This is a genomic window from Coprobacillus sp. AF33-1AC (genome assembly GCF_003475785.1).
In the GTDB taxonomy this organism is placed as follows: Bacteria; Bacillota_I; Bacilli_A; order Erysipelotrichales; family Coprobacillaceae; genus Faecalibacillus.
This window is the reverse complement of the sequence record NZ_QRQB01000014.1, coordinates 1-20,220: the sequence shown is the minus strand read 5'-3', so window position 1 is coordinate 20,220 and position 20,220 is coordinate 1. Positions and strand designations below refer to the sequence as shown.

Below are 20,220 nucleotides of genomic sequence, written 5' to 3'. Positions count from 1 at the left end.
TAATTTAAAATTGCTTCATTTAAGAATCCTTTATTAATTAAATCTTGATAACTAGCATCACCATTACGTTTAGATAATTTATGCTTATCATCTTTCATAACTGGTGGTAAGTGAATATAGGTTGGTACATCCCACCCAAATGCTTGATAAATTAAATTGTATTTAGGTGTTGATGATAAATATTCATTTCCTCTTACTACATGGGTAATATTCATTAAATGATCATCTACGATATTAGCAAAGTTATATGTAGGGTAACCATCACTTTTTAATAAAACCCCTTCATCTAAAGTGCTGTTGTCTACTTCAATATGTCCATATACTTCATCTTCAAAAGAAGTTACGCCAGTGCTTAAAATTGTTTGTCTGACAACATATTTTTCACCACTAGCAATTCTTTTTTTAGCTTCTTCTAAAGAAATATGAATGCATGGATCTTGGTAGTTTTGATTGTTTTCAATATCTTTATTTTGATCAATTGTTTCTTCATCACAGAAACAATAATGAGCCCCACCCAGCTCAACTAATTGATCAGCATATTCTTTATAAAGTGCTAATCTTTTAGATTGAATATAGGGTCCTTCATCATAATTTAAACCAGTTTGTTTCATTGTCTGGTAAATGACATCTAATGCTTGATCTACTTTTCTACTTTGATCTGTATCTTCAATTCTTAAAATAAAATCTCCATTATTTTTTTTAGCAATTAAATATTCATATAATGCTGTTCTTAAATTACCAATATGCATATAGCCAGTAGGACTAGGCGCAAAACGGGTTCTCACTTTCATATACTTCACTTCTCTCTCTTGAATTTTAAATCTAAAAGTAATACAATTAATATGTTATCTTGGGGTGTAGCCAAGTGGTAAGGCATCAGACTCTGAATCTGACATTTCCTTGGTTCGAATCCAAGTACCCCAGCCATAAACAAATAAAAGCAGGTTTAACCTGCTTTTTATTATATACTTTTTATTAAGAATTTCTAGCCAGCTTTTTTGAATAAAAACCTGTAATAAAAGTAATGATAACTCCTATTACTGTAATTGTACAAGCAAAGAAAAGCATCGATTGTATACCAAAGGTATCTTGTAATACACCACCAAAAATATTACCAATCATTGATCCTAATCCAGAAGACATAATCCCAATCATTGTTTGTCCCATCATTTGATCATGACTTTCTAAATTATAAGTTACATAATAAGTAATAACAGCTGTCATCAAACCATAAGACATACTTTGCATTAACATACCAATAAATAGTATCGGTAAATTAGGGGCTAAACAAATAGTAAAATTACGAAGAATATAGCAAAAAGAAGCAACCATAATTAAAGTTACACTATCAAATTTTCTAATTAATCTTGGAGTAATTGTCATAACTGGCATTTCACTGGCTGCCATAAAGAAAACAGCAACCCCATATAAAGATGTACTTCCTCCAAGTTTTCTTACAATATTAACAAGATATGTTGATAAAGTAGTTGACGCTGCAAAAGTACAACTAAATCCTAATAAAAGGAAAAAGAATACTTTATATTTTTTAATAATTCCTAATATATTTCCTTCTTTTTTGGCACTTTGTACTTGGACTTTACAATCTGGTAACCAATATAAAACAACCAAAGCCAATATAATCGCAATAAAAAAGACATAAGCTAAAACAGTTGGATTTAAATATTCTATTAATCTACCTAACATCATAGCACTTACAGCATAAGAAACCGAACCTAGTCCCCTTGCAAATCCAAAGTTTAAAGTTTCTCCACTTTGGATATAATTCATCGCAATCATAGATAAAAAAGGGACTGTTGAAATCAACATCGACCATAACATCATATATAAAACCATAATAAAAACAGTTGGTAATTCAAATAAGGCTAATACCATAAAAATAACAACCAATGCAATAAAAATAATGGTTAAAATCATTTTAATAGTTAAACCTTTTATCTTATTAATGAGTGATGAAACAAAAGGTGATAAAAAGATAGAAACAACACAAGCTCCTCCTGTAACAATCCCTATTTCTGTATTTGACATTCCTCGATATTGAAGAAATACCGCAATATATCCACATACACAACAACTTGCCATCCAATATAAAATATGTAATAAATTATACCTCAATTGTAAACGCTTCATTATATAACCTCCACCAATCCGTCATACAATATATCATCTTTTATTCAAAAACATACTTATTTTTAAAATATGAAAAAAAATGATGCTAGATAGCATCACTTTGTCTGTAAGCTTTTAATACTTTTTGATGAGCTGTAGATATCGGTTTTAAATCTAATTGTTCTAATGTACAAAGTCCTTCTATTGGTTTATTTAAAACAAAATGATAAACATTCATATACCAAGTACGATGAGTAAATACATGTTTAACTCTTTTAATAGAAGAAACAATATTTAATTCTACACCATATTCTTCTTTAAATCGTTCTATAAAAGTATAAGGACTTTCTACTTCATATTGAACAAAACCATAAAGATTTTCTAATAAACCAGGTGGATTTTTAATAATGAGAAATTGATCCTGGTAAGTAATGATACCAGTAATGTAATTTATTTCTTGATGATTAATTTTCTTAATTGAAATAGGTAAAACATTTTGTTGATGAAATTCTCTTGCTTTACAAAATGAGGCAATAGGGCAATTTGAACAACGAGGGTGAACAGGTCGACATATGGTAGCCCCTAAATCCATTAAAGCCTGATTAAAAGATGAAGCATCATATCCTTTCAACAATCCTTTAACCTTATCATAAATTAATTTTTTGGTATTCTTTTTCACAATATTTTCTTTAATCAAATAGACTCTAGAAATAATACGTAAAACATTCCCATCTACTGCTGGATAAGGTTTAAAGTAAGCAATAGATAAAATAGCACCTGCCGTATATTCCCCTACTCCCTTTAAAGCAATAATATCTTCATATTGACAAGGAAAAACTCCTTGGTATTGATCAACAATCATTTTGGCACTTTCATGTAAATGTTTAGCTCTTCGATAATACCCTAATCCTTCCCACATTTTATAAACATCTTCCAAACTAGCCCAAGCTAAATCATCAACAGTGGGAAAGTGTTCAATAAAATTTTGATAATAAGGAATGACTGTTTCTGTTGTTGTTTGTTGTAACATAATCTCACTGATCCATATATGATAAGGATCATGATCTTGGCGCCAAGGAAAATCACGATGATTTTCTTGGTACCAATTTATTAAACATTCTTGAAGTGATGTCATGATAGTTCCCTTATTTGTTGGTATTGTTTTTTAGCTGCCGGCGTCATTGTCTTAAATAAATCTTTCACTTTATAAATTTTCTCTTTTCCACTTTGATTAAAATACTCCTTTAATAACATCTTTTCATCATGATCACTTTCTACAATAACTAAATAATCGTAATCCTTTAATAAATTAACGAGATTATCTTCATAAAAAGCACATAAACCATCAACATGATCAGCAAATAACATATAACGTGTAATGTATTGTAAATAATAATTTGTTACTTGGCTATCTTTATCACTGGCATACACAAGATAACGATGATGATCTATTTTTTGATGATTCCAACAATCATGAGTGACGGCTTCTACCTTGCAAGGCAAAGATGTAGCATATTGTTGTTGATTATAAACCATACCGTTATATTCTGAAAGTAATGTAATAATAGAAAGTGCACTTAATACAATAATACTTACTTGATAATATTTCTTAGTTTTAACAGAATGAAAAGCTTTATAATCATGAATCATTCCCATTTTAATTTCAAATGATTCTTGCAAATCAATTGTGGCACATAAAACCAAAGCCCCACAAAATAGAATGACAATACTTGATGTATAACGTTCAAATCCAGCTAAATATAACGCTTCATCTAAAGGCATAGAATAAATATACATAGCAAGGATACCAACAAAATAAGCAACTAACATCACATCTAAAGCAACAATAGCTTTCATCAGTGACCACTTTTTATGAAGCACACGATATACAACAAAACATGCGATAATTGCGATAATTTCAAAAGCAAAGATTCCTATTGTTTGTCGTGATGAAAAATCAAAAGAAGATTGAACAAACAAATGAATAATCTTATTCACTTGACCTGCTGTTTTAGTTTGTAGATGAGCTGTATCAAATTTTTGACTTACACCACTAAACACATGATTGACATGTATTTTCCATAATAGCGTAGGAATATAAGATGTAAGCAACACTACAAAAGCTAAAATATTCTTTTTCATTCTTGTTTTTCGATCAATAAAAGCAATATAAACAAAATAAAGAAGAGCAAATAAAACAAATAAGCTTCCTGTACTTTTAACAATCGTCAACAATCCTAAAACCCACACCAAAATAAAAGTTGCTTTTTTTAATTGATAACGATAAGTATAAATAATAGAAAAACCTGCTAGTGTCATCACCGGCAAAATAAAATCAACTAATAAATTATTAATACGAATAGTAATATTAAAAATAGATAATAAAGAACATCCTGCTCCTAAAAATACATACAAAAGAAATCTTTTCTTTTCTTGAATGATTCCAAACATGGCATAAAAGCACGAAAAGATAAATATTCCTTGAATAAATAACATCATTCCTTGGCTATGACCTAAAAATTGACATCCATAATAAATCCAACAAGCCATTCCTAAAGGGTAATTTGTAAAATCAATAACGGTACTACTGCGATTAGGAAAAGCATGAGTTAATAACATATCTTTAATAACTATTCCCCAATGAGAAAAGTTATCATAGTGAATAAAGTGAGTCCGTAACAACAAACCTAGAAATAAGATTGTTCCTACTATAAAACATCCATAAAAAAGCAATGAACCTATTTCAACATCATGCCATCCTTTTTTTATCAAAAAATAAATAAATCCTAATAATCCTAATCCTAATAAAATATAGATTATGATTTGTAAAATTTGGCACAAACCACCAAAGTAGGTGATGACTGTAATAAAAGAAAAAGTAGTTAAAGGGATAAATGCCCCATCAATTTTAAATAAAGTTTTAATAAGATAAAAATAACCAATTAATGAACATATAAACATGACTATATTTAAATAAACCATTTTGCTTCCATCCTTAAATTAAATTTAATTCTTTCAATAAATCATTTAATTGATTATTTTCTAACAAATCTTTCATATTCTCTATTTTAAATAATCGCTGTCCATCTTTCACTTCTAAATCAACTGTACAATCATCTGGAATATACTGATCTTGATTTACAACAATGGACATCCCTTCATCGCTGACATCGTAAGTTATACCTGTTACTTGGTAATGATGAAAATGAACATTCACTTGAGCCTTAGCCTTAATACGCTCACTTTTTCTTAAAACATTTCTTCCAAGCATAAAGAATAGAGCATAAATAATAGCTACTAAATTATAAACTAACCAGAAAATAATAATACTACTATAAATAAGTGCCCAGCCATATTTACCTCTTACAAAACGAATAATCGCAAGAATAGATAACACAAGTAAAATCATATGTGGTAAAGCATAAACAATATTCTTTTTACGACTATGATCTTTCTTTTTACTTGTTACTTTAAATTTACGTTGATGAATATGTAATGTTTCTAAAATAACCGGAAAAATAAGATAAGGCGCTAAGATGGTATCAATAACTTGTGACCACCTTTGATTTCTAATATTACTGGATAAATAACGCATTGACATACTATAAAAGAAATATGCCGGTAACCAAAAAATTAATAATGAAATAAAATCAGTATTAACAACCTGAAAATCAAATAAAGCAAACATAATAGGTGCTAAAATAAAAATAATACGGTTAAAAAATGACCACTAATATAAATAAGCACTTAAATAAGTTAACCTTGCTCCAATAGATAAATGAGGAGTAAAAATAGCATGTGTATTTTGTAAACTTTGAATAACCCCTCGTGCCCATCTGGTTCTTTGTTTAATCATGCTTGCTACCGTTGTAGTAGAAAGCCCTGCTACTTGAACTTCCTGTGTTGCATAAGTAATATAACCTTCTTTTTGAATTCTAATACTTGTTTCAAAATCTTCGGTAATTGTTTTTAAAGGAAAACCATGAATATCTTCTAATGCTTGTCTAGAAATAACGGTATTACTTCCTGTATAAGCAACGGCATTAGAAGAGTTTCTCATAATATTAACTTCTTTTGAAAAGAAATCTTGTTCATTAGGAATTGTCTTTTCAGCATAAAGATTATATTGGAATAAATCAGGATTATAAAAACTTTGTGGTGTTTGAATTAATCCTATTTTCATTTTTTCATCAATTTCATCTTCTTCTCTTTTACGCCACTTACCATCCTCCTTAATATAATAAGGTAATAAAAAGTACGGTACTGTTTTCATTAAAAAAGTATGACGTGGAATCATGTCAGCATCAAAAGTCGCTACTAACGGTGAATGTGTATTTTCTAAAGCATGATTAAGATTGCCTGATTTAGCATCTTTATTATCAGCAAGTCCTAAATAACAAATATGTAATTTTTTAGCCAATAAGGCAACTTCTTCACGGTTACCATCATCACAAAAATAGATGTGTGCTTTAGACAAATCTGGATAATCCATATAAGTACAAGCATTGGCTGTTTTATAAAGCAATTCTGTATTTTCATTATGAGTCGCTATAAAAACATCAACATCAGGGTAATCTTCTAAAGCGATATCAGGTAATTCTAATTCATAAGCATCACTTTTGATTTTACGATAATAAAGTTCAAAAGTTGTAAATACTGTTATAGTTTCGGCAATAATAAGTAAAATACCAAAAATAACTTGTGCTATTCCTTCTTGAAATGGCAAAGTAAAAAAGATACGCCATAACAAATAAATAGTCATTAAGATAGCAGTAATGATAAAAAAATCATCTTTCTTGTACGTTTATTCATGAATTTCATCTTCTTTCCTAAAAACCCATTTCACTTGAACTTGATAACTTAATAAAAACAAAAGTGAATCAACAATAGGTTTTGCTAGTTTTTCATTTAAAATACCTAAGCGAGAAGCTAAATATACAAAACAAGTTGATAACATCATTACCATAAAACATAATACAAAAAATCTAGCTAATGTATGTGAATTAGACTTTTCTTCATCAAAGACATATTTTTTATTAATAACATAATTAACAATGGTAGAAACAATTCTCGCAATAACTGTCGCTAGTGCAATTCTTAAAAAATCATGATGAACCCATAATTTTAATAAGTCCATTAATCCCCATGCCATGACAATATCTAAAACTGAACTTATAATTGATGATGATATAAATCTTAAAAACTGACCTATTAAAACCTTAATAATCATTAAACTATCTTGTAATGGTCTAAAATGAGTGCCATTGTTATGATCATGATAAATAGTGGAAATTGTTGTTGTATAAATAGGAATTTCATCTTCAACGCACGCGACTAATTGTTGTGTTTCATATTCAAAACGATTTCCTGGTATCTCTAACATTTCGTCAATTAATGATAAATCAAAGGCTCTAAGTCCTGTTTGCGTATCTTGAATTTCTTGATGAAATAATAATGAAAATAATTTTGATGAAATGACATTTCCTATTTTTGATTTAAAAGGCACCTCTTTGCCAGAAAAATCTCGTCCTCCTAAAACAAGTTCATGACGATGACTATGTAACTCCCCTACTACTTTTTCAACATCTTTTAGAGTATATTGCCCATCACAATCTACAGTCACAATTCCCTCTATATCACTAAATTGTTCCTTAATATAAGCTAATCCTATTTTTAAAGCATAGCCTTTCCCCATATTTGTTTCGTAATGAATAATATGACAATAAGATTCTATTTTGTTAAATAACGTTTGATATTTTTCACCCGAACCATCATCTACCACAACAATATGATTAAATCCTTTTTTATTTAGTTGTTTTACATATTGGATCATATCATCATGAGGTTGATATGCCGGTATCAAAACCACACTTTCTTCCATTATGTTTACCTTCCCTTTTCCGATATGTATCGTACCTCAGTTTTTATTATTTCACAAGAAAAAAGAATGATTATTGAAGTAAATCATCCTTCTTTGGCATATATTGTTTTTCAAATTCTTTCTTAGTAACTGGTTTACCAAATAAATACCCCTGGATATAATCGGGATGTAACTGATCTAATGCTTGTAATTCCTCTTTCGTTTCAACACCCTCAATACATACTGCTAAATCAATACTATGGGCCATATCTACTACATGTTTAAGAATTTTATTTTCATATTCAGAAGAAATAGCCTTCATTGTTAGTGAACGATCAATTTTTATATAACGTGGGTATAAATCACTCAAACGATGCACATTAGAATATCCGGTTCCAAAATCATCAATAATTACAGCAATACCTTCACTCTTTAACTTATTCCATAATTTCTTAAAATGAGGATTATTACCTAAGTAACCACTCTCTGTTACTTCTATACCTAAGCAGCTAGAATCTAAATCATATAATCTAAGAGCAGCAATAATTTCATTTAATACACTACTTTTAATAACTTGAACATAAGATAAGTTCACATTGATTTTAAAATGAGGTATTTCTTTTTGCCATTTTTTACAAGTAGATAAAGCTTGATATAAAATCCATTTTCCAGCAGGAATAATAAGTCCTGATTCTTCTAGAAGAGGGATAAACTCTACAGGAGAAATTCTTTCTACTTTTTGTTTTTCATCTATTAGATTAAAACGCATGAGTGCTTCTGCACCTAATATCGCATGAGTCTTTGAATCTACTATTGGCTGATAGTATACTTCAAACCCTTCATAACTATGATTAACTGAATATTGCAAAGCAAGACGAATACAACGTTTCCTCAAAAAGCCATCATAATTATCTTGACTAAATACATAATAACTGTTTTTCCCTAATTGTTTGGCTTCATTTAAAGCAAATTCACAATACTTAACGATTAAATCGTATGATCCTCTTACATCCTTTACATCTAAAATACCTGCAGATAAAGTGAAAACAACATGATATTGATTTTTTTCAATAAAAGTATCAATTTCTTTTCTAATTTGCTTGTATAGTTTAATTGCATCCTTTTGACTTCCACCTTGAAAATCTACAATCATAAATTCGTCACCATTTAAACGGAATAAACGTTGCCCTTTATGCATACACTTTTCAATACATCTTGCAGTTTTTTCTAAAATAAAATCTCCGTATTTAGAACCAAGACGCCCTGTAACAATATTAAAATCATCAATATCAACTTGCATTAAGAAACCTTGAGGACGTGTCATTGCCATATCATGAATATAAATTTGTAAACTTGGTTCTCCTAATAAGCCACTTACATTATCTGCTTTTTGTTTTTTACCAATCTCATTAATACATCCTACTAAAAATTGAGGTTCTCCCTTTTCATTTAATACTACTTGTCCACGACAATTGATCCAAGCCGGATTTCTATTTCTATCTAACCAACGATAATGTAGATTATGATAATCACTTTTCCCCTGTTGGATATCATCTAATTGTGCTTTAATAGCAGGAAAATCTTCTGGGTAGATAAATTTTTGAAACTCGGCTACTGCATTATAAAATTGATTACCAGGTAATAAAAAACGGTTTGTGGCATGTTTGGAAATATAATAATAATCATTCTTAAAATCTAAAACATACAAATAATCATCCATACTCGTATTAAATAAACGAATCATATATTCAATCTGTTCTCTTGAAAGCCGTTCATTCGAGTAATTCATTCTCCCCACCTCTTTATGTTTTATTCTTCATTTCATTATATCATATTATGTTATTTTTGTTTATTGCCTTTCTTTTCTTTTTATTGCGATACATCATTTGATCTGCTTCTTTAATGACATCATCAATAGGTTCTCTACCTGGAACATAAAGACTATAACCTATTGATACTTCTGGTAATCGTGGTTCTTTTTCTCTTCGCTTAGCTAGATTTTTAACAAATTGATCATTCATTTGATCTACATGAAGTATATTCTTTCTAACTAAAGCACAAAATTCATCACCACCATAACGAAAACATAAACCATATCGACCATAAGTATGCATTAATTCATCAGCGATAATCTTTAAACAATAATCACCAAATAAATGTCCATATGTATCATTAACCATTTTAAATCGGTCAACATCATAAAATAAGATCATTTGCTTTCGTTTTGCTTGTGCAATTTTACGTTCAAAACTTAATCTACTTAATAAATGAGTTAAACCATCAGACTGTAAAACGATAGCATTAAAATATTGATAATAAATCACAGTAAAGATAGCAATACTCAACCATGTTGTCCTTACTTCAGGAAAAATAAATTGAGCACAAACACCACTTATAGTAAACAACATCATTAATAATAATGCCCCATATCTTTCCTTTTTATAATAATGATTCTCTCTAATCATTGTTTCATAAAAATAAAGCATCGCAACAATAAAAGAAATAACATATACAAAATATCCATAACTTCGATGATATACATTAGATTGATCAATATAAAAAACAAATCCAAAGAAAACACTAATTATTTCAAAAATAAAATGAATAATTGGAAAATATATCATCTTCTTTAAAGGTTTAGGATGAACTGTTAATGCACAAATAACCGGTGCTGCAACAGCCATTGTAAACTCAATAACCTTAATCAAGATATGAACATATCTGTATTGATTAGGCGTACCATTCATAATTTGAGCTAAACATTCAAAACTAGATGCTAATGCAACATCTGCCCTCACCATCCTAATTCATATTATAATACACATTAATGCAAAAGTAAGGTTTTTAGTTTGTAATTTTTTATATTTATGCTAGGATAGACACTGTATTTTAAAAAGGGAGAGAATTTTATGCAATTTATAAAAAAGAATTACCGTGGATTTTTATTATGTCTTATTATCGCTATTCCTTGTTGGCTTCTAGGACAAGCCTTTCCTATCGTTGGAGGACCAGTATTTGCAATTCTTGCTGGAATGATAATAACATTATTGATTAAAGATAAATCATCATATCAATCGGGTATTACTTTTACCTCTAAAAAGATATTACAATATGCGGTTATCTTACTTGGATTTGGGATGAATTTATCGGTTGTCTTACAAACTGGAAAACAATCATTACCTATTATTTTAGCGACCATCTCAACATCTCTTATCTTATCTTGGATTTTACATAAAATTATGCATATTCCTGGTAAGATTTCTACTTTGATCGGTGTTGGATCTTCTATTTGTGGTGGTTCTGCTATTGCAGCAACAGCACCTGTTATTGAAGCCAATGATGAAGAAGTAGCTCAATCTATTTCTGTTATCTTTTTATTTAATATGATTGCTGCTTTATTTTTTCCAACCCTTGGAACAATAATTGGATTTTCTAAACATAGTGGTGAAGCATTTGGTATTTTTGCTGGAACGGCTATTAATGATACTTCGTCGGTAACCGCAGCAGCTTCAACATGGGATTCTATGTATCACTTACATAGTGCTACTTTAGATAAAGCTGTTACCGTCAAACTAACAAGAACCCTTGCTATTATTCCTATTACTTTAGGATTATCTTTATTTAAAGTGAAACAAGCTAAAGGCGATAATCAAAAAGTAGATTTAAAAAAGATTTTTCCATTCTTTATCCTTTATTTTATTCTTGCTTCATTGATGACAACGATTGCTATCAATATGGGGGTATCCCCTGATTTCTTTACACCACTTAAATCATTAAGTAAATTTTTTATTGTTCTAGCAATGGCAGCCATTGGTTTAAATACCAATGTAGTAAAACTCATTAAAAATGGTGGTAAACCTATCTTATTAGGATTTATTTGTTGGGTAGGTATTACAATTGTCAGTTTATGTATGCAACATATACTTGGAATATGGTAAAAGCAGGTTATCCTGCTTTTTTATGTTAAAATAAGATTAAGGAGGTTATTTAAATGTTTAAACATAAAATAAAAAAATGGATGATCTTGGTTGTTTCATTTTTATTATCTCTTTCTTTATTTACTCATCCTGTCTTTGCTAGTGAAAATACATATGCGAGAATTCATTTTATTGATACAGGTAACTCTGATTGTATTTTTATTCAAAGTAAAGAAAAGAATATCCTTATTGATGCTGGAGATAATGATGATGAACAAAGAATTGTTAATTATTTAAATCAATTAAAAGTAAAGAAAATTGACTATTTAGTTAGTACTCATCCTGATGCTGATCACTGTGGTGGTCTCGATGCCGCAGTAAGTAATTTTGATATTGGTCAAGCCTTTGTATCTAACGGCTCTTCTAATAGTAAAACTTATCGAGATTTTATTTATTCTCTCACTAATAAAGGGTTAACCCCTGCTGTTCCTTTAGAAAATAATAAAATTGCATTAGATAAACATAACTCTATTCAATTCTATAACACAAAAGCCACTGGTACAGGTAATAATCTTTCATTGGTTACCCTGTTACGTTCAGGTCAACATAAATTTCTATTTACCGGTGATGCGCCTAAAAAAGTAGAAAAATCAATTCTTGATCAATTACCACAAGTTGATGTTTTAAAAGTTTCCCATCATGGAAGTAAAACCGGAACAAGTCAAGAATTACTTAATAAAATCAAGCCTCAATACGCTGTCATTGAATGTGGTAGACATAATAAATATCATCATCCTAATCAAGAAGTTACCAAAAGATTAAAAAAAGCAAATATAAAAATACTAAGAACAGATAAAAAAGGAAATATTATCTTTAAGTCAAAAAATAAAAAACTGACTTATAAATGTACTAAAACAACATCAAATAGTGGATCTGCCAATGTAACAAGAGATCCATCAGATGAAATAAAAAAACAAGAGGAAGCAAAACGTCAAGCAGAACTTGAAGCTCAAAGACAGGCTGAATTACAAGCTCAACAAGTTGCTCAAAGACAAGCCGAGTTGCAAGCCCAACAGGAGGCTCAAAGACAAGCCCAGTTACAAGCCCAACAAGAAGCCCAAAGACAAGCTCAACAACAAGCTCAACAAAATAGCACTTATGTTTATATTCCTCGTACCGGTTCAAAATATCACTCCAATCCAAATTGTAGTAATATGAAAAATCCTACTTCCATTCCGTTATCACAGGCGCAAAGTCAAGGCTATCAACCTTGTTCTAAATGTTATTAAAAAATAAAGGTTCATCATGAACCTTTATTTTTATTTTGCCATTGTTCTTTTGTAAGCATATAATAATGCTCTGTTTTTACTTCATTTAATAATACACATAATTTATTTTCTTCACTATGGTGATAGACAAAGCCACATTTTTCCATACATCTTTTAGATTGGATATTGCCATCAAAATAACCACACCATAAAACATCATCATTTAAATCTAAAAACACATGTTCTTGAATTTTTAATAATGCTTCTGGAACATATCCTTTACCCCAAAAAGGAACACCTATCCAATATCCAACTTCTATTTCGAAATCAGTTGTCACTTTTTGCGTTTGTCCTGGTTTTTTCAAACCAATACAACCAATAGCTTGATTATCTTCTTCGCTAGTATGAACCTGCCATCCTGCTCTCGGTCCTACTCTTGAATCTCTAGCATACTGATATAAACTTTTAGCGTCACTTTCTTTCCAGGGCCTTAATATTAATCTACTCGTTGTCAAAGTATTCATCATGTTTTTTTTCCTCCTACAATAATGCTTAAAATGTATATTACATCTTTCATTATAAGTATTTGATTATTCATATATTCAATTTTACAATAAAATTGAATATATGAATAGGGGGTTATTTAATGGAATATCGTCAATTACCTCATGGTAAAGAAATGATAAGTGTTATTGGTATGGGAACAAGTTCCATCGGTGAAGCAGATGAACAAGAAATTATTGATACTGTTCATTTAGCAATCAAAAGTGGAATTAATTATTTTGATCTTGCGAGTGGCCATGCTTGTACCTTTAAAGCTTTTGGTAAAGCTATTAAAGGAAAAAGAGAAAAAGTATACTTACAAATTCATTTTGGTGCTAACTATGAAACAGGAGAATATGGTTGGACTACCAATTTAGATAAAATAAAACAATCTGTTGCCTAGCAATTAAAAATGTTACAAACAGATTATATTGATTTTGGTTTTATTCATTGCATTGATGAACAAGCTGATTTAGATAAAATAAAACAAGCAGGTGTGTTAGATTATATTTTATCATTAAAAAAACAAGGAATTATTAAGCATATTGGATTATCTTCACATACACCCCAACTTGTTCACCAAGTATTAGATTTAAATATTTTAGATATGTTAATGTTTAGTATCAATCCAGCATACGATTATCGTCATGGTACATACGCTATTGGAAATACAGATGAACGTTTAGAGCTTTATCGACGTTGCCAAAAAGAAGGTGTCGCTATTTCTGTTATGAAAGCATTTAGCGGTGGTCAATTATTAGATCCAAAAAAATCACCTTGTCCTCAAGCTTTAACAGAAACACAATGCATTCAATACGCTTTAGATAAACCTGCGGTTGTTACTGTTTTACCAGGAATAAGAAACCAACAAGATTTAAAACGCATCTTAAAATATACAACAGCTTCTACTCAAGAAAAAGATTACTCTATTCTTGGTACTTTTAAAGCTACCAATCATCAAGGATTAGATATTTCTTTAATTAATAAATATTATGATTTAGCTTTATTAGGTGATGAATTGGCTAAAGATCATTATCATCATTTAGAGAAGAAAGCCAGTGATTGTATAAATTGCCATCATTGTGATCAACGTTGTCCGTTCCACGTTCATCAATCACAAAGAATGAAAGAAATTATGACTTATTTTTATACTTTAAACTTTAACGATTGTTCTAGAAAATGATTAACTTTTTGTGCTGTATCTCTTTCATGAAAACATGTATGACCTGTATCTAAATTACCTATCAGCTTCATTTCTTCATTTGATAATTCAAAATCAAAAATTTCAATATTTTCTTTCATTCTCTTTGGATTTGCACTTTTAACAATTGGAATAATTTGACGTTGATAAAACCATCTTAATACAATTTGAGCAACACTTTTTTGGTGATGTGATGCAATTTCCTTTAGAATTTCATTTTCAAAAACTGATGCCTTTCCCGCAGCAAGTGGTGACCACGCTAGCATCTGCATATTATTTTTTTCTAAATATTCCTTTTCATCATCTCTTTGATAAAAAGGATTACATTCAATCATATTGACAGCTGGCTTAGTATCATTAAAAAATAGAAAATCTGCTAATCGATCCTGTTTAAAATTATCTACACCTAACGCTTTAATCTTACCTTCTTGATATAATTCTACCAATGCTTTATAAGCTCCATAATAATCATGATAAGGCTGGTGAATCAAATATAAATCAACATAATCTAATCCTAAACGTTCTAATGAACGATAAAAACCTGCTTTTGCTTTTTCATAACTTGTATCACTTACCCATAATTTAGTAGAAATAAAAAGTTCTTCTCTTTTAATACCGCTTCTTTTAATAGCACGTCCTACAGCTTCTTCATTTTCATAAGCCGCTGCTGTATCTATAAAACGATATCCTGTTTTTAAAGCCTGTAACACGGCTTTTTCACAAGCGTCTAAATCGGTCATTCTAAAGACCCCATAGCCAATACAAGGAATATGGATTCCATTATTCAATATTAATTCTTTCATTTATATTTCCTCCTTTTTCAAATCGATATGCTGGTCGATCTATTATTAACAAAATAAAAATTAAGATTGCTGTTAATGCCAAACTAACAGGATATACCATCATCAATGTAAAGAACGTCTTACTACCTTCAAAGACAAAATAAACCCATAGTATTCTTACACCACATACGCCTAGTATTGTCACAATCGCAGGCATAAAAGAAATCCCAAATCCTCTTAAATATCCTGACATCACTTCATAAAGCATACTAAACAAATAAGCTAAAAAAACTAATTTTAAACGGCTATATCCTGTTTCAATAACCTCAGGATGACTATTAAAAATCCCTAACAATGATCTTCCAAACATGAGAATCATCATCATCAAAAATAACGATATCATGAAGTCTTCTAATAAACATAATCCTAATATTCTTTTACATCTTTTAATTTGTTTTGCTCCATAATTTTGTCCTACAAATGTTGTACAGGCTTGACTAAAAGAATTAAAAGTATAATATACAACCATTTCTATATTAAATGCTGCACTTGATGCTGCCATAACTTCTGTTCCTAAACTATTAATAGCAGATTGAATAACAATATTAGCTAAATTAAAGACAGCACTTTGAATTCCAGCAGGTAACCCTATTTTTAATATTTTCTTTAAACAATATTTATCTAACTTTATATCATAAAAAGAAATAATATAATTTCTTTTTATAAGTAAACAAAACAAAATGATTGCACTTATGGCATTTGCTATCACAGTAGCAATAGCAACACCATTGACATTCATCTTAAAAACAATAACAAAAAATAAATTAAGTAACACATTTAAAATACCCGAAAAAATAAGGACCAATAATGGTGTTTTCGTATCTCCGGTACTTCTAAAAACTGCCGTTTCAAAATTATATAAGAAAATAACCGGCATTCCTAAAAGATAATAACGCATATAAATTAAAGCATAAGGATAAACTTCTTTAGGTACACTTAATAAATGAAGTAAATAACCAATTATTCCTTCAACTACTATAACCATGATGATGCCACCAATAATAGCCATAATAATAGAAGTATAGATAGCTTTGGATATTTCTTTTTTATCTTTTCGACCAATAGCGTTAGCGATAACAACATTGGTACCAAGCGAAATTCCAATAAACAAATTTAAAATCATTCCAATAATAGGACTATTCGCCCCTACTGCTGCAATCGCAACAGTACGATCCATACTAGCAAAATTTCCTACAATAGCCACATCAGAAGCATTGAATAATTGTTCTAATATACCCGTTAAAGCAATTGGCAACGCATAACGTGGTAACTTGTTATAAATAGAGCCATTTAAAATATCTATTTTCGTACTTTCCATCTTTTTCCCCCCCTTTATTCGATTTGTATTATAGATTTCTTTCCCAACAATAGCAAATACCTATTAACTATCATTTATCATAGTTTGTAGGAATGATTATTTCATGATAAAATACAAATGAGGTGATCAAATATGGATATACGTGTTTTACGTTATTTTCTTGCTGTAGCCAGAGAAAAAAATATTACTCGAGCTGCTAAAAGTTTACATATAACGCAACCATCTTTATCTAAACAGTTAATGGATTTGGAAGAAAATTTAGGAAAACAACTCCTCATCCGAGGGAAAAGAGAAATAACATTAACTGAAGATGGTCTTTTATTAAAAAAAAGAGCTGAAGAGATTATCGACTTAGTAGAAAAAACCGAGCAAGAAATCTCTACTGATGAAAATGAAATCATTGGTCATTTATATCTAGGAGGAAATACAACACCAACGGTATTAAATGCCATATCGCAATTAAATCAAAAATATCCAGATATTCAATTTCATTTCTATTCTGGTGATGCTATAGAAATAGGGGAAAAAATTGATCATGGAACACTTGATTTTGCAATCATGTTAGAACCTATAGATAATACTCAATATGATTTTTTATCTCTACCTGATACAACACAATGGGGTATCCTTATGGATAAAACAGATCCCCTTGCAATCAATCAAGTCATTACCAATAAAATAATTAAACAGCTTCCTTTAATCTTACATCAAAGAATAGGCCTTCAACAAAATATTGCTCATTGGGCTGAAACTGACTTAGATAAATTACATATTGTTGCTACTTATAATATTTTACATGGTGATCCCATTTACTTAATACAGCACCATTTAGGCTATTATCTTACAACGAGAGATTTATTGGGACCAACATTAGATGAACATTTATGTTTTATTCCTTTAAGTCCACAAATAAAAGAACATTATGCACTTGTCTGGAAAAAGCATACTCCCTTCAATAAAATAGCTCAACTCTTTTTAAAACAAATAAAAACATCTCATTAATTAATCGTGAGATGTTTTTATTATCGTTTCATATATAACAAAGGATAGGGATTTCCTTCTTCATCTAATGCAGTACGTTTATATACTTTAAAGCCTAGATGTTGATAAAAACCTACAGCCTGAGGATTTTGTTCATTGACCGTCAATTCATTCATATTATATTGTTTTATGCAATAGGATATAACTTGTTTGCCAATTCCTTTTCCCCTTTGATCAGGTAAAAGAAATAACATTTCTAACTTTTGATTATTAATTCCAGCAAAACCTATCTTTGCTTCTTCATCATTTTCAATAACGATCAAATGATTAACTTCTTTTAAGGCAAGGGGAACATATTGTTCTATTTTATTTATTTGTTCATCTGTTAAAAATAAATGTGTTGCTTTTACTGACTGTTTCCAAATCTTTGTTAGTATTTTAATAATGTCTTCTGTTCTTTCATGTGTTTCATACATTTTCATTTTTATTTTCCTTATTTATATAATTCGGGTCTTCTAAGTTGCGTGTAAGGCTTTTGTTTTCTTACATTTTGAGATTGTGCCATATCTATATCTACATACATGATTGCTTCTTGATCTTCAAGTTTAGAAACAACTTCACCACAAGCATCAACCACAATAGATTCTCCAGAAAAGTTCATCTTATCTTCTTTTCCTACACGATTACACATCGCTATTATCACACTATTTTGAAATGCTTGAACTCTTAATTCCCATTCAAACATATCTGAAGGTTCTGCTTGAGTATTAACAGTAGGAATTAAAATCAAGTCAGCTCCTAATAATACTTCACTACGAATACTTTCTGGATAGTGTCGATCAAAACATACAACAATTCCTATTTTCCCAAATTTTGTATCAAATACTTTAAATCCATCATTAGCTGGAGTGTAATAATCTTGTTCATAAAATTGTTCAGCCTGTGCTACATGCACCATTTTTTGTATTCCTTTGATTGTTCCATCTTGATCAATTAAGATACTTGCATCATAAGTCTTTCCATCTTCTAAAAGATATACATTAGGAACTGCCATTATTTTATTTTCTTTACACACCTTACATAATTGATGAATAACTGGTGATTCTAAAGACATAGCATACTTTGTTACATCTAAACCAGGGTTTTGAGGAAAGAACTCTGTAAACTGCACTTCTGGAAATAAAACCAAATCGGCATTGTTGTTAGCTGCTTCTTTAATAGCTTGAATACTTTTTTCTAAGTTACTTTCTATTGTCCCTGAATTAGACATTTGTACTAATGCTAAACGCACGATATTCACCTCACAATTTTTTATTATAAATCTTCTTTATATGTTGATTGATTACAGCCACACCTACACCATATAGCGTAACCTTCTTCTGTGTCAATCATATATTCTCATTCTCATAACGTATTTCAATGCTACCCTGCTAGTTATCACCAATAAAGGCAACAAAAGTTAAGTTTTCTGCTAGAAAAAACGGATGTTGATTTGATCTTTTTTATTTGCTAAATAGTATTTTCTCCTTTTTTCTCTCTTTACTATATTCAATATTCTTTATAGTAATCAACACTATCATAATCATTATAGTTTCATAATTACCAATAGACTTATTACCCTCTCGATTGTGGATTCAAATAAGTAATTGGATTCTGTGCTGATTGATTTAGCTTCAATTTGGCTATCGACTTTCCAATATAATACTCTTCATTATCATCAGGTGGAAGTCCTTGTTCATATCTTTCATCCACGAAGAATAATCTATTCTCTGTTTTTGGTGTAAGAACGATATCTTGTCTTGGGAGTCTTTCTTTTGCCTCTTTACAAACAAACCACTTTGAAGGCTTATATACAGCTAAAATCAAAGAATTATATACACCAAAAACATATTCTATTGTCTTGACTCTTTCTTTCGATGCCCTCCAAACACCACGAACAGCATCATATAAAGCTTTTTCATCCATATCTCTTTGATAAAGTCTATTTATTTTAATAACAAGAATTTTATGTCTGATGTCCTTTTCTTCAAGTTCGATAGCACCATTTATTCTTTCAAACTCATCAACTGATAAAGCTTTTGTTGAATGGTGCCCAGCTACAATATTAGTAAGTCCTGTGGATTGTCAACACTTTTTTGGACACTTTTTATGAGAACGCACGAT

The 20,220-nt window shown here is 29.9% G+C and carries 18 protein-coding genes, 1 tRNA gene and 1 pseudogene; 5 read left to right on the top strand and 15 right to left on the bottom strand.

All coding sequences use genetic code 11. The features are described 5' to 3' along the window. Window positions 1-791, bottom strand: a 791-nt coding sequence (gene gltX, locus DWZ53_RS11320; RefSeq protein WP_233541854.1) for a glutamate--tRNA ligase, incomplete at its 3' end; no start/stop codon positions are given. A 60-nt stretch (window positions 792-851) separates the two neighbouring features. On the opposite strand from gltX, the gene DWZ53_RS06405 reads away from it, so the two are divergent. Beyond that, window positions 852-927: transfer RNA gene (locus DWZ53_RS06405), tRNA-Gln, on the top strand. A 48-nt stretch (window positions 928-975) separates the two neighbouring features. On the opposite strand, the gene DWZ53_RS06400 is transcribed toward DWZ53_RS06405, so the two are convergent. The 8 genes from DWZ53_RS06400 to DWZ53_RS06365 all read right to left on the bottom strand — a co-directional run bounded on the left by DWZ53_RS06400 (window position 976) and on the right by DWZ53_RS06365 (window position 10,785). After that, on the bottom strand, window positions 976-2,148 hold the full coding sequence (locus DWZ53_RS06400; protein ID WP_118432869.1) for an MFS transporter: 1,173 nt from the start codon (window positions 2,146-2,148) through the stop codon (window positions 976-978). 85 nt (window positions 2,149-2,233) lie between these two features. Further along, a complete protein-coding gene (mutY, locus tag DWZ53_RS06395) occupies window positions 2,234-3,262 on the bottom strand; it encodes an A/G-specific adenine glycosylase (protein WP_233541853.1) in 1,029 nt (342 codons plus the stop codon). Further along, window positions 3,259-5,109: a hypothetical protein gene (locus DWZ53_RS06390; protein ID WP_118432867.1), complete on the bottom strand. Its 1,851-nt coding sequence runs from the start codon at window positions 5,107-5,109 to the stop codon at window positions 3,259-3,261. Before DWZ53_RS06390 ends, mutY begins: the two co-directional genes overlap by 4 nt. Before the next feature lie 13 nt (window positions 5,110-5,122). Further along, window positions 5,123-5,815, bottom strand: a complete 693-nt coding sequence (locus DWZ53_RS06385) for a PilZ domain-containing protein (RefSeq protein WP_118432866.1) — start codon at window positions 5,813-5,815, stop codon at window positions 5,123-5,125. Between the two features lie 42 nt (window positions 5,816-5,857). Then, complete coding sequence (locus DWZ53_RS06380; RefSeq protein ID WP_118432865.1) at window positions 5,858-6,889, bottom strand: glycosyltransferase; 1,032 nt, start codon at window positions 6,887-6,889, stop codon at window positions 5,858-5,860. Window positions 6,890-6,931: 42 nt separating this feature from the next. Next, the gene (locus tag DWZ53_RS06375) at window positions 6,932-8,008 is read right to left on the bottom strand and encodes a bifunctional glycosyltransferase family 2/GtrA family protein (RefSeq protein WP_118432864.1); all 1,077 of its coding nucleotides are present in this window, start codon (window positions 8,006-8,008) and stop codon (window positions 6,932-6,934) included. Between the two features lie 70 nt (window positions 8,009-8,078). After that, entirely contained in the window at window positions 8,079-9,776 is a 1,698-nt protein-coding gene (locus DWZ53_RS06370; protein WP_118432863.1) for a GGDEF and EAL domain-containing protein, read from the bottom strand. A gap of 40 nt (window positions 9,777-9,816) precedes the next feature. Continuing rightward, window positions 9,817-10,785, bottom strand: coding sequence for a diguanylate cyclase domain-containing protein (locus DWZ53_RS06365; RefSeq protein WP_158568204.1), 969 nt, complete (start codon window positions 10,783-10,785; stop codon window positions 9,817-9,819). Window positions 10,786-10,896: 111 nt separating this feature from the next. Between DWZ53_RS06365 and DWZ53_RS06360 the strand changes: the two genes are divergently transcribed. Both DWZ53_RS06360 and DWZ53_RS06355 read left to right on the top strand, forming a co-directional pair. After that, complete coding sequence (locus DWZ53_RS06360; RefSeq protein ID WP_118432861.1) at window positions 10,897-11,925, top strand: YeiH family protein; 1,029 nt, start codon at window positions 10,897-10,899, stop codon at window positions 11,923-11,925. Window positions 11,926-11,978: 53 nt separating this feature from the next. Continuing rightward, complete coding sequence (locus DWZ53_RS06355; protein ID WP_118432860.1) at window positions 11,979-13,193, top strand: ComEC/Rec2 family competence protein; 1,215 nt, start codon at window positions 11,979-11,981, stop codon at window positions 13,191-13,193. A 14-nt stretch (window positions 13,194-13,207) separates the two neighbouring features. On the opposite strand, the gene DWZ53_RS06350 is transcribed toward DWZ53_RS06355, so the two are convergent. Next, window positions 13,208-13,699, bottom strand: a complete 492-nt coding sequence (locus tag DWZ53_RS06350) for a GNAT family N-acetyltransferase (protein ID WP_118432859.1) — start codon at window positions 13,697-13,699, stop codon at window positions 13,208-13,210. 119 nt (window positions 13,700-13,818) lie between these two features. On the opposite strand from DWZ53_RS06350, the pseudogene DWZ53_RS06345 reads away from it, so the two are divergent. Beyond that, window positions 13,819-14,898, top strand: a pseudogene (locus DWZ53_RS06345) (aldo/keto reductase). Here DWZ53_RS06345 and DWZ53_RS06340 read toward each other — a convergent pair. Beyond that, on the bottom strand, window positions 14,862-15,719 hold the full coding sequence (locus DWZ53_RS06340; RefSeq protein WP_118432858.1) for an aldo/keto reductase: 858 nt from the start codon (window positions 15,717-15,719) through the stop codon (window positions 14,862-14,864). The pseudogene DWZ53_RS06345 and the gene DWZ53_RS06340 overlap by 37 nt on opposite strands. Then, window positions 15,697-17,076 (bottom strand): MATE family efflux transporter, encoded by a 1,380-nt coding sequence (locus tag DWZ53_RS06335; protein ID WP_118432857.1) that lies wholly within the window; start codon window positions 17,074-17,076, stop codon window positions 15,697-15,699. The genes DWZ53_RS06340 and DWZ53_RS06335 overlap by 23 nt, the downstream gene beginning before the upstream one ends. 132 nt (window positions 17,077-17,208) lie before the next feature. Between DWZ53_RS06335 and DWZ53_RS06330 the strand changes: the two genes are divergently transcribed. Then, on the top strand, window positions 17,209-18,078 hold the full coding sequence (locus DWZ53_RS06330; protein ID WP_118432856.1) for a LysR family transcriptional regulator: 870 nt from the start codon (window positions 17,209-17,211) through the stop codon (window positions 18,076-18,078). A 20-nt stretch (window positions 18,079-18,098) separates the two neighbouring features. Here the strand turns inward: DWZ53_RS06330 and DWZ53_RS06325 are convergent, their stop codons facing one another. The 3 genes from DWZ53_RS06325 to DWZ53_RS06315 form a co-directional block, all read right to left on the bottom strand. Continuing rightward, complete coding sequence (locus DWZ53_RS06325) at window positions 18,099-18,539, bottom strand: GNAT family N-acetyltransferase (protein ID WP_118432855.1); 441 nt, start codon at window positions 18,537-18,539, stop codon at window positions 18,099-18,101. An 11-nt stretch (window positions 18,540-18,550) separates the two neighbouring features. Continuing rightward, on the bottom strand, window positions 18,551-19,348 hold the full coding sequence (locus DWZ53_RS06320; protein WP_118432854.1) for a carbon-nitrogen hydrolase family protein: 798 nt from the start codon (window positions 19,346-19,348) through the stop codon (window positions 18,551-18,553). A gap of 323 nt (window positions 19,349-19,671) precedes the next feature. Next, on the bottom strand, window positions 19,672-20,022 hold the full coding sequence (locus DWZ53_RS06315) for a hypothetical protein (RefSeq protein ID WP_118432853.1): 351 nt from the start codon (window positions 20,020-20,022) through the stop codon (window positions 19,672-19,674). Between the last annotated feature and the right edge of the window lie 198 nt (window positions 20,023-20,220).

Bases quoted from the DNA above. Each gene is read 5' to 3' on its own strand.
- mutY (WP_233541853.1), bottom strand. From the start codon at position 3,262: ATGACATCACTTCAAGAATGTTTAATAAATTGGTACCAAGAAAATCAT.
- DWZ53_RS06325 (WP_118432855.1), bottom strand. From the start codon at position 18,539: ATGAAAATGTATGAAACACATGAAAGAACAGAAGACATTATTAAAATA.
- DWZ53_RS06335 (WP_118432857.1), bottom strand. From the start codon at position 17,076: ATGGAAAGTACGAAAATAGATATTTTAAATGGCTCTATTTATAACAAG.
- DWZ53_RS06400 (WP_118432869.1), bottom strand. From the start codon at position 2,148: ATGAAGCGTTTACAATTGAGGTATAATTTATTACATATTTTATATTGG.
- DWZ53_RS06360 (WP_118432861.1), top strand. From the start codon at position 10,897: ATGCAATTTATAAAAAAGAATTACCGTGGATTTTTATTATGTCTTATT.
- DWZ53_RS06370 (WP_118432863.1), bottom strand. From the start codon at position 9,776: ATGAATTACTCGAATGAACGGCTTTCAAGAGAACAGATTGAATATATG.
- DWZ53_RS06350 (WP_118432859.1), bottom strand. From the start codon at position 13,699: ATGATGAATACTTTGACAACGAGTAGATTAATATTAAGGCCCTGGAAA.
- DWZ53_RS06355 (WP_118432860.1), top strand. From the start codon at position 11,979: ATGTTTAAACATAAAATAAAAAAATGGATGATCTTGGTTGTTTCATTT.
- DWZ53_RS06340 (WP_118432858.1), bottom strand. From the start codon at position 15,719: ATGAAAGAATTAATATTGAATAATGGAATCCATATTCCTTGTATTGGC.
- DWZ53_RS06385 (WP_118432866.1), bottom strand. From the start codon at position 5,815: ATGTTTGCTTTATTTGATTTTCAGGTTGTTAATACTGATTTTATTTCA.
- DWZ53_RS06330 (WP_118432856.1), top strand. From the start codon at position 17,209: ATGGATATACGTGTTTTACGTTATTTTCTTGCTGTAGCCAGAGAAAAA.
- DWZ53_RS06390 (WP_118432867.1), bottom strand. From the start codon at position 5,109: ATGGTTTATTTAAATATAGTCATGTTTATATGTTCATTAATTGGTTAT.
- DWZ53_RS06315 (WP_118432853.1), bottom strand. From the start codon at position 20,022: ATGGATGAAAAAGCTTTATATGATGCTGTTCGTGGTGTTTGGAGGGCA.
- DWZ53_RS06380 (WP_118432865.1), bottom strand. From the start codon at position 6,889: ATGACTATTTATTTGTTATGGCGTATCTTTTTTACTTTGCCATTTCAA.
- DWZ53_RS06375 (WP_118432864.1), bottom strand. From the start codon at position 8,008: ATGGAAGAAAGTGTGGTTTTGATACCGGCATATCAACCTCATGATGAT.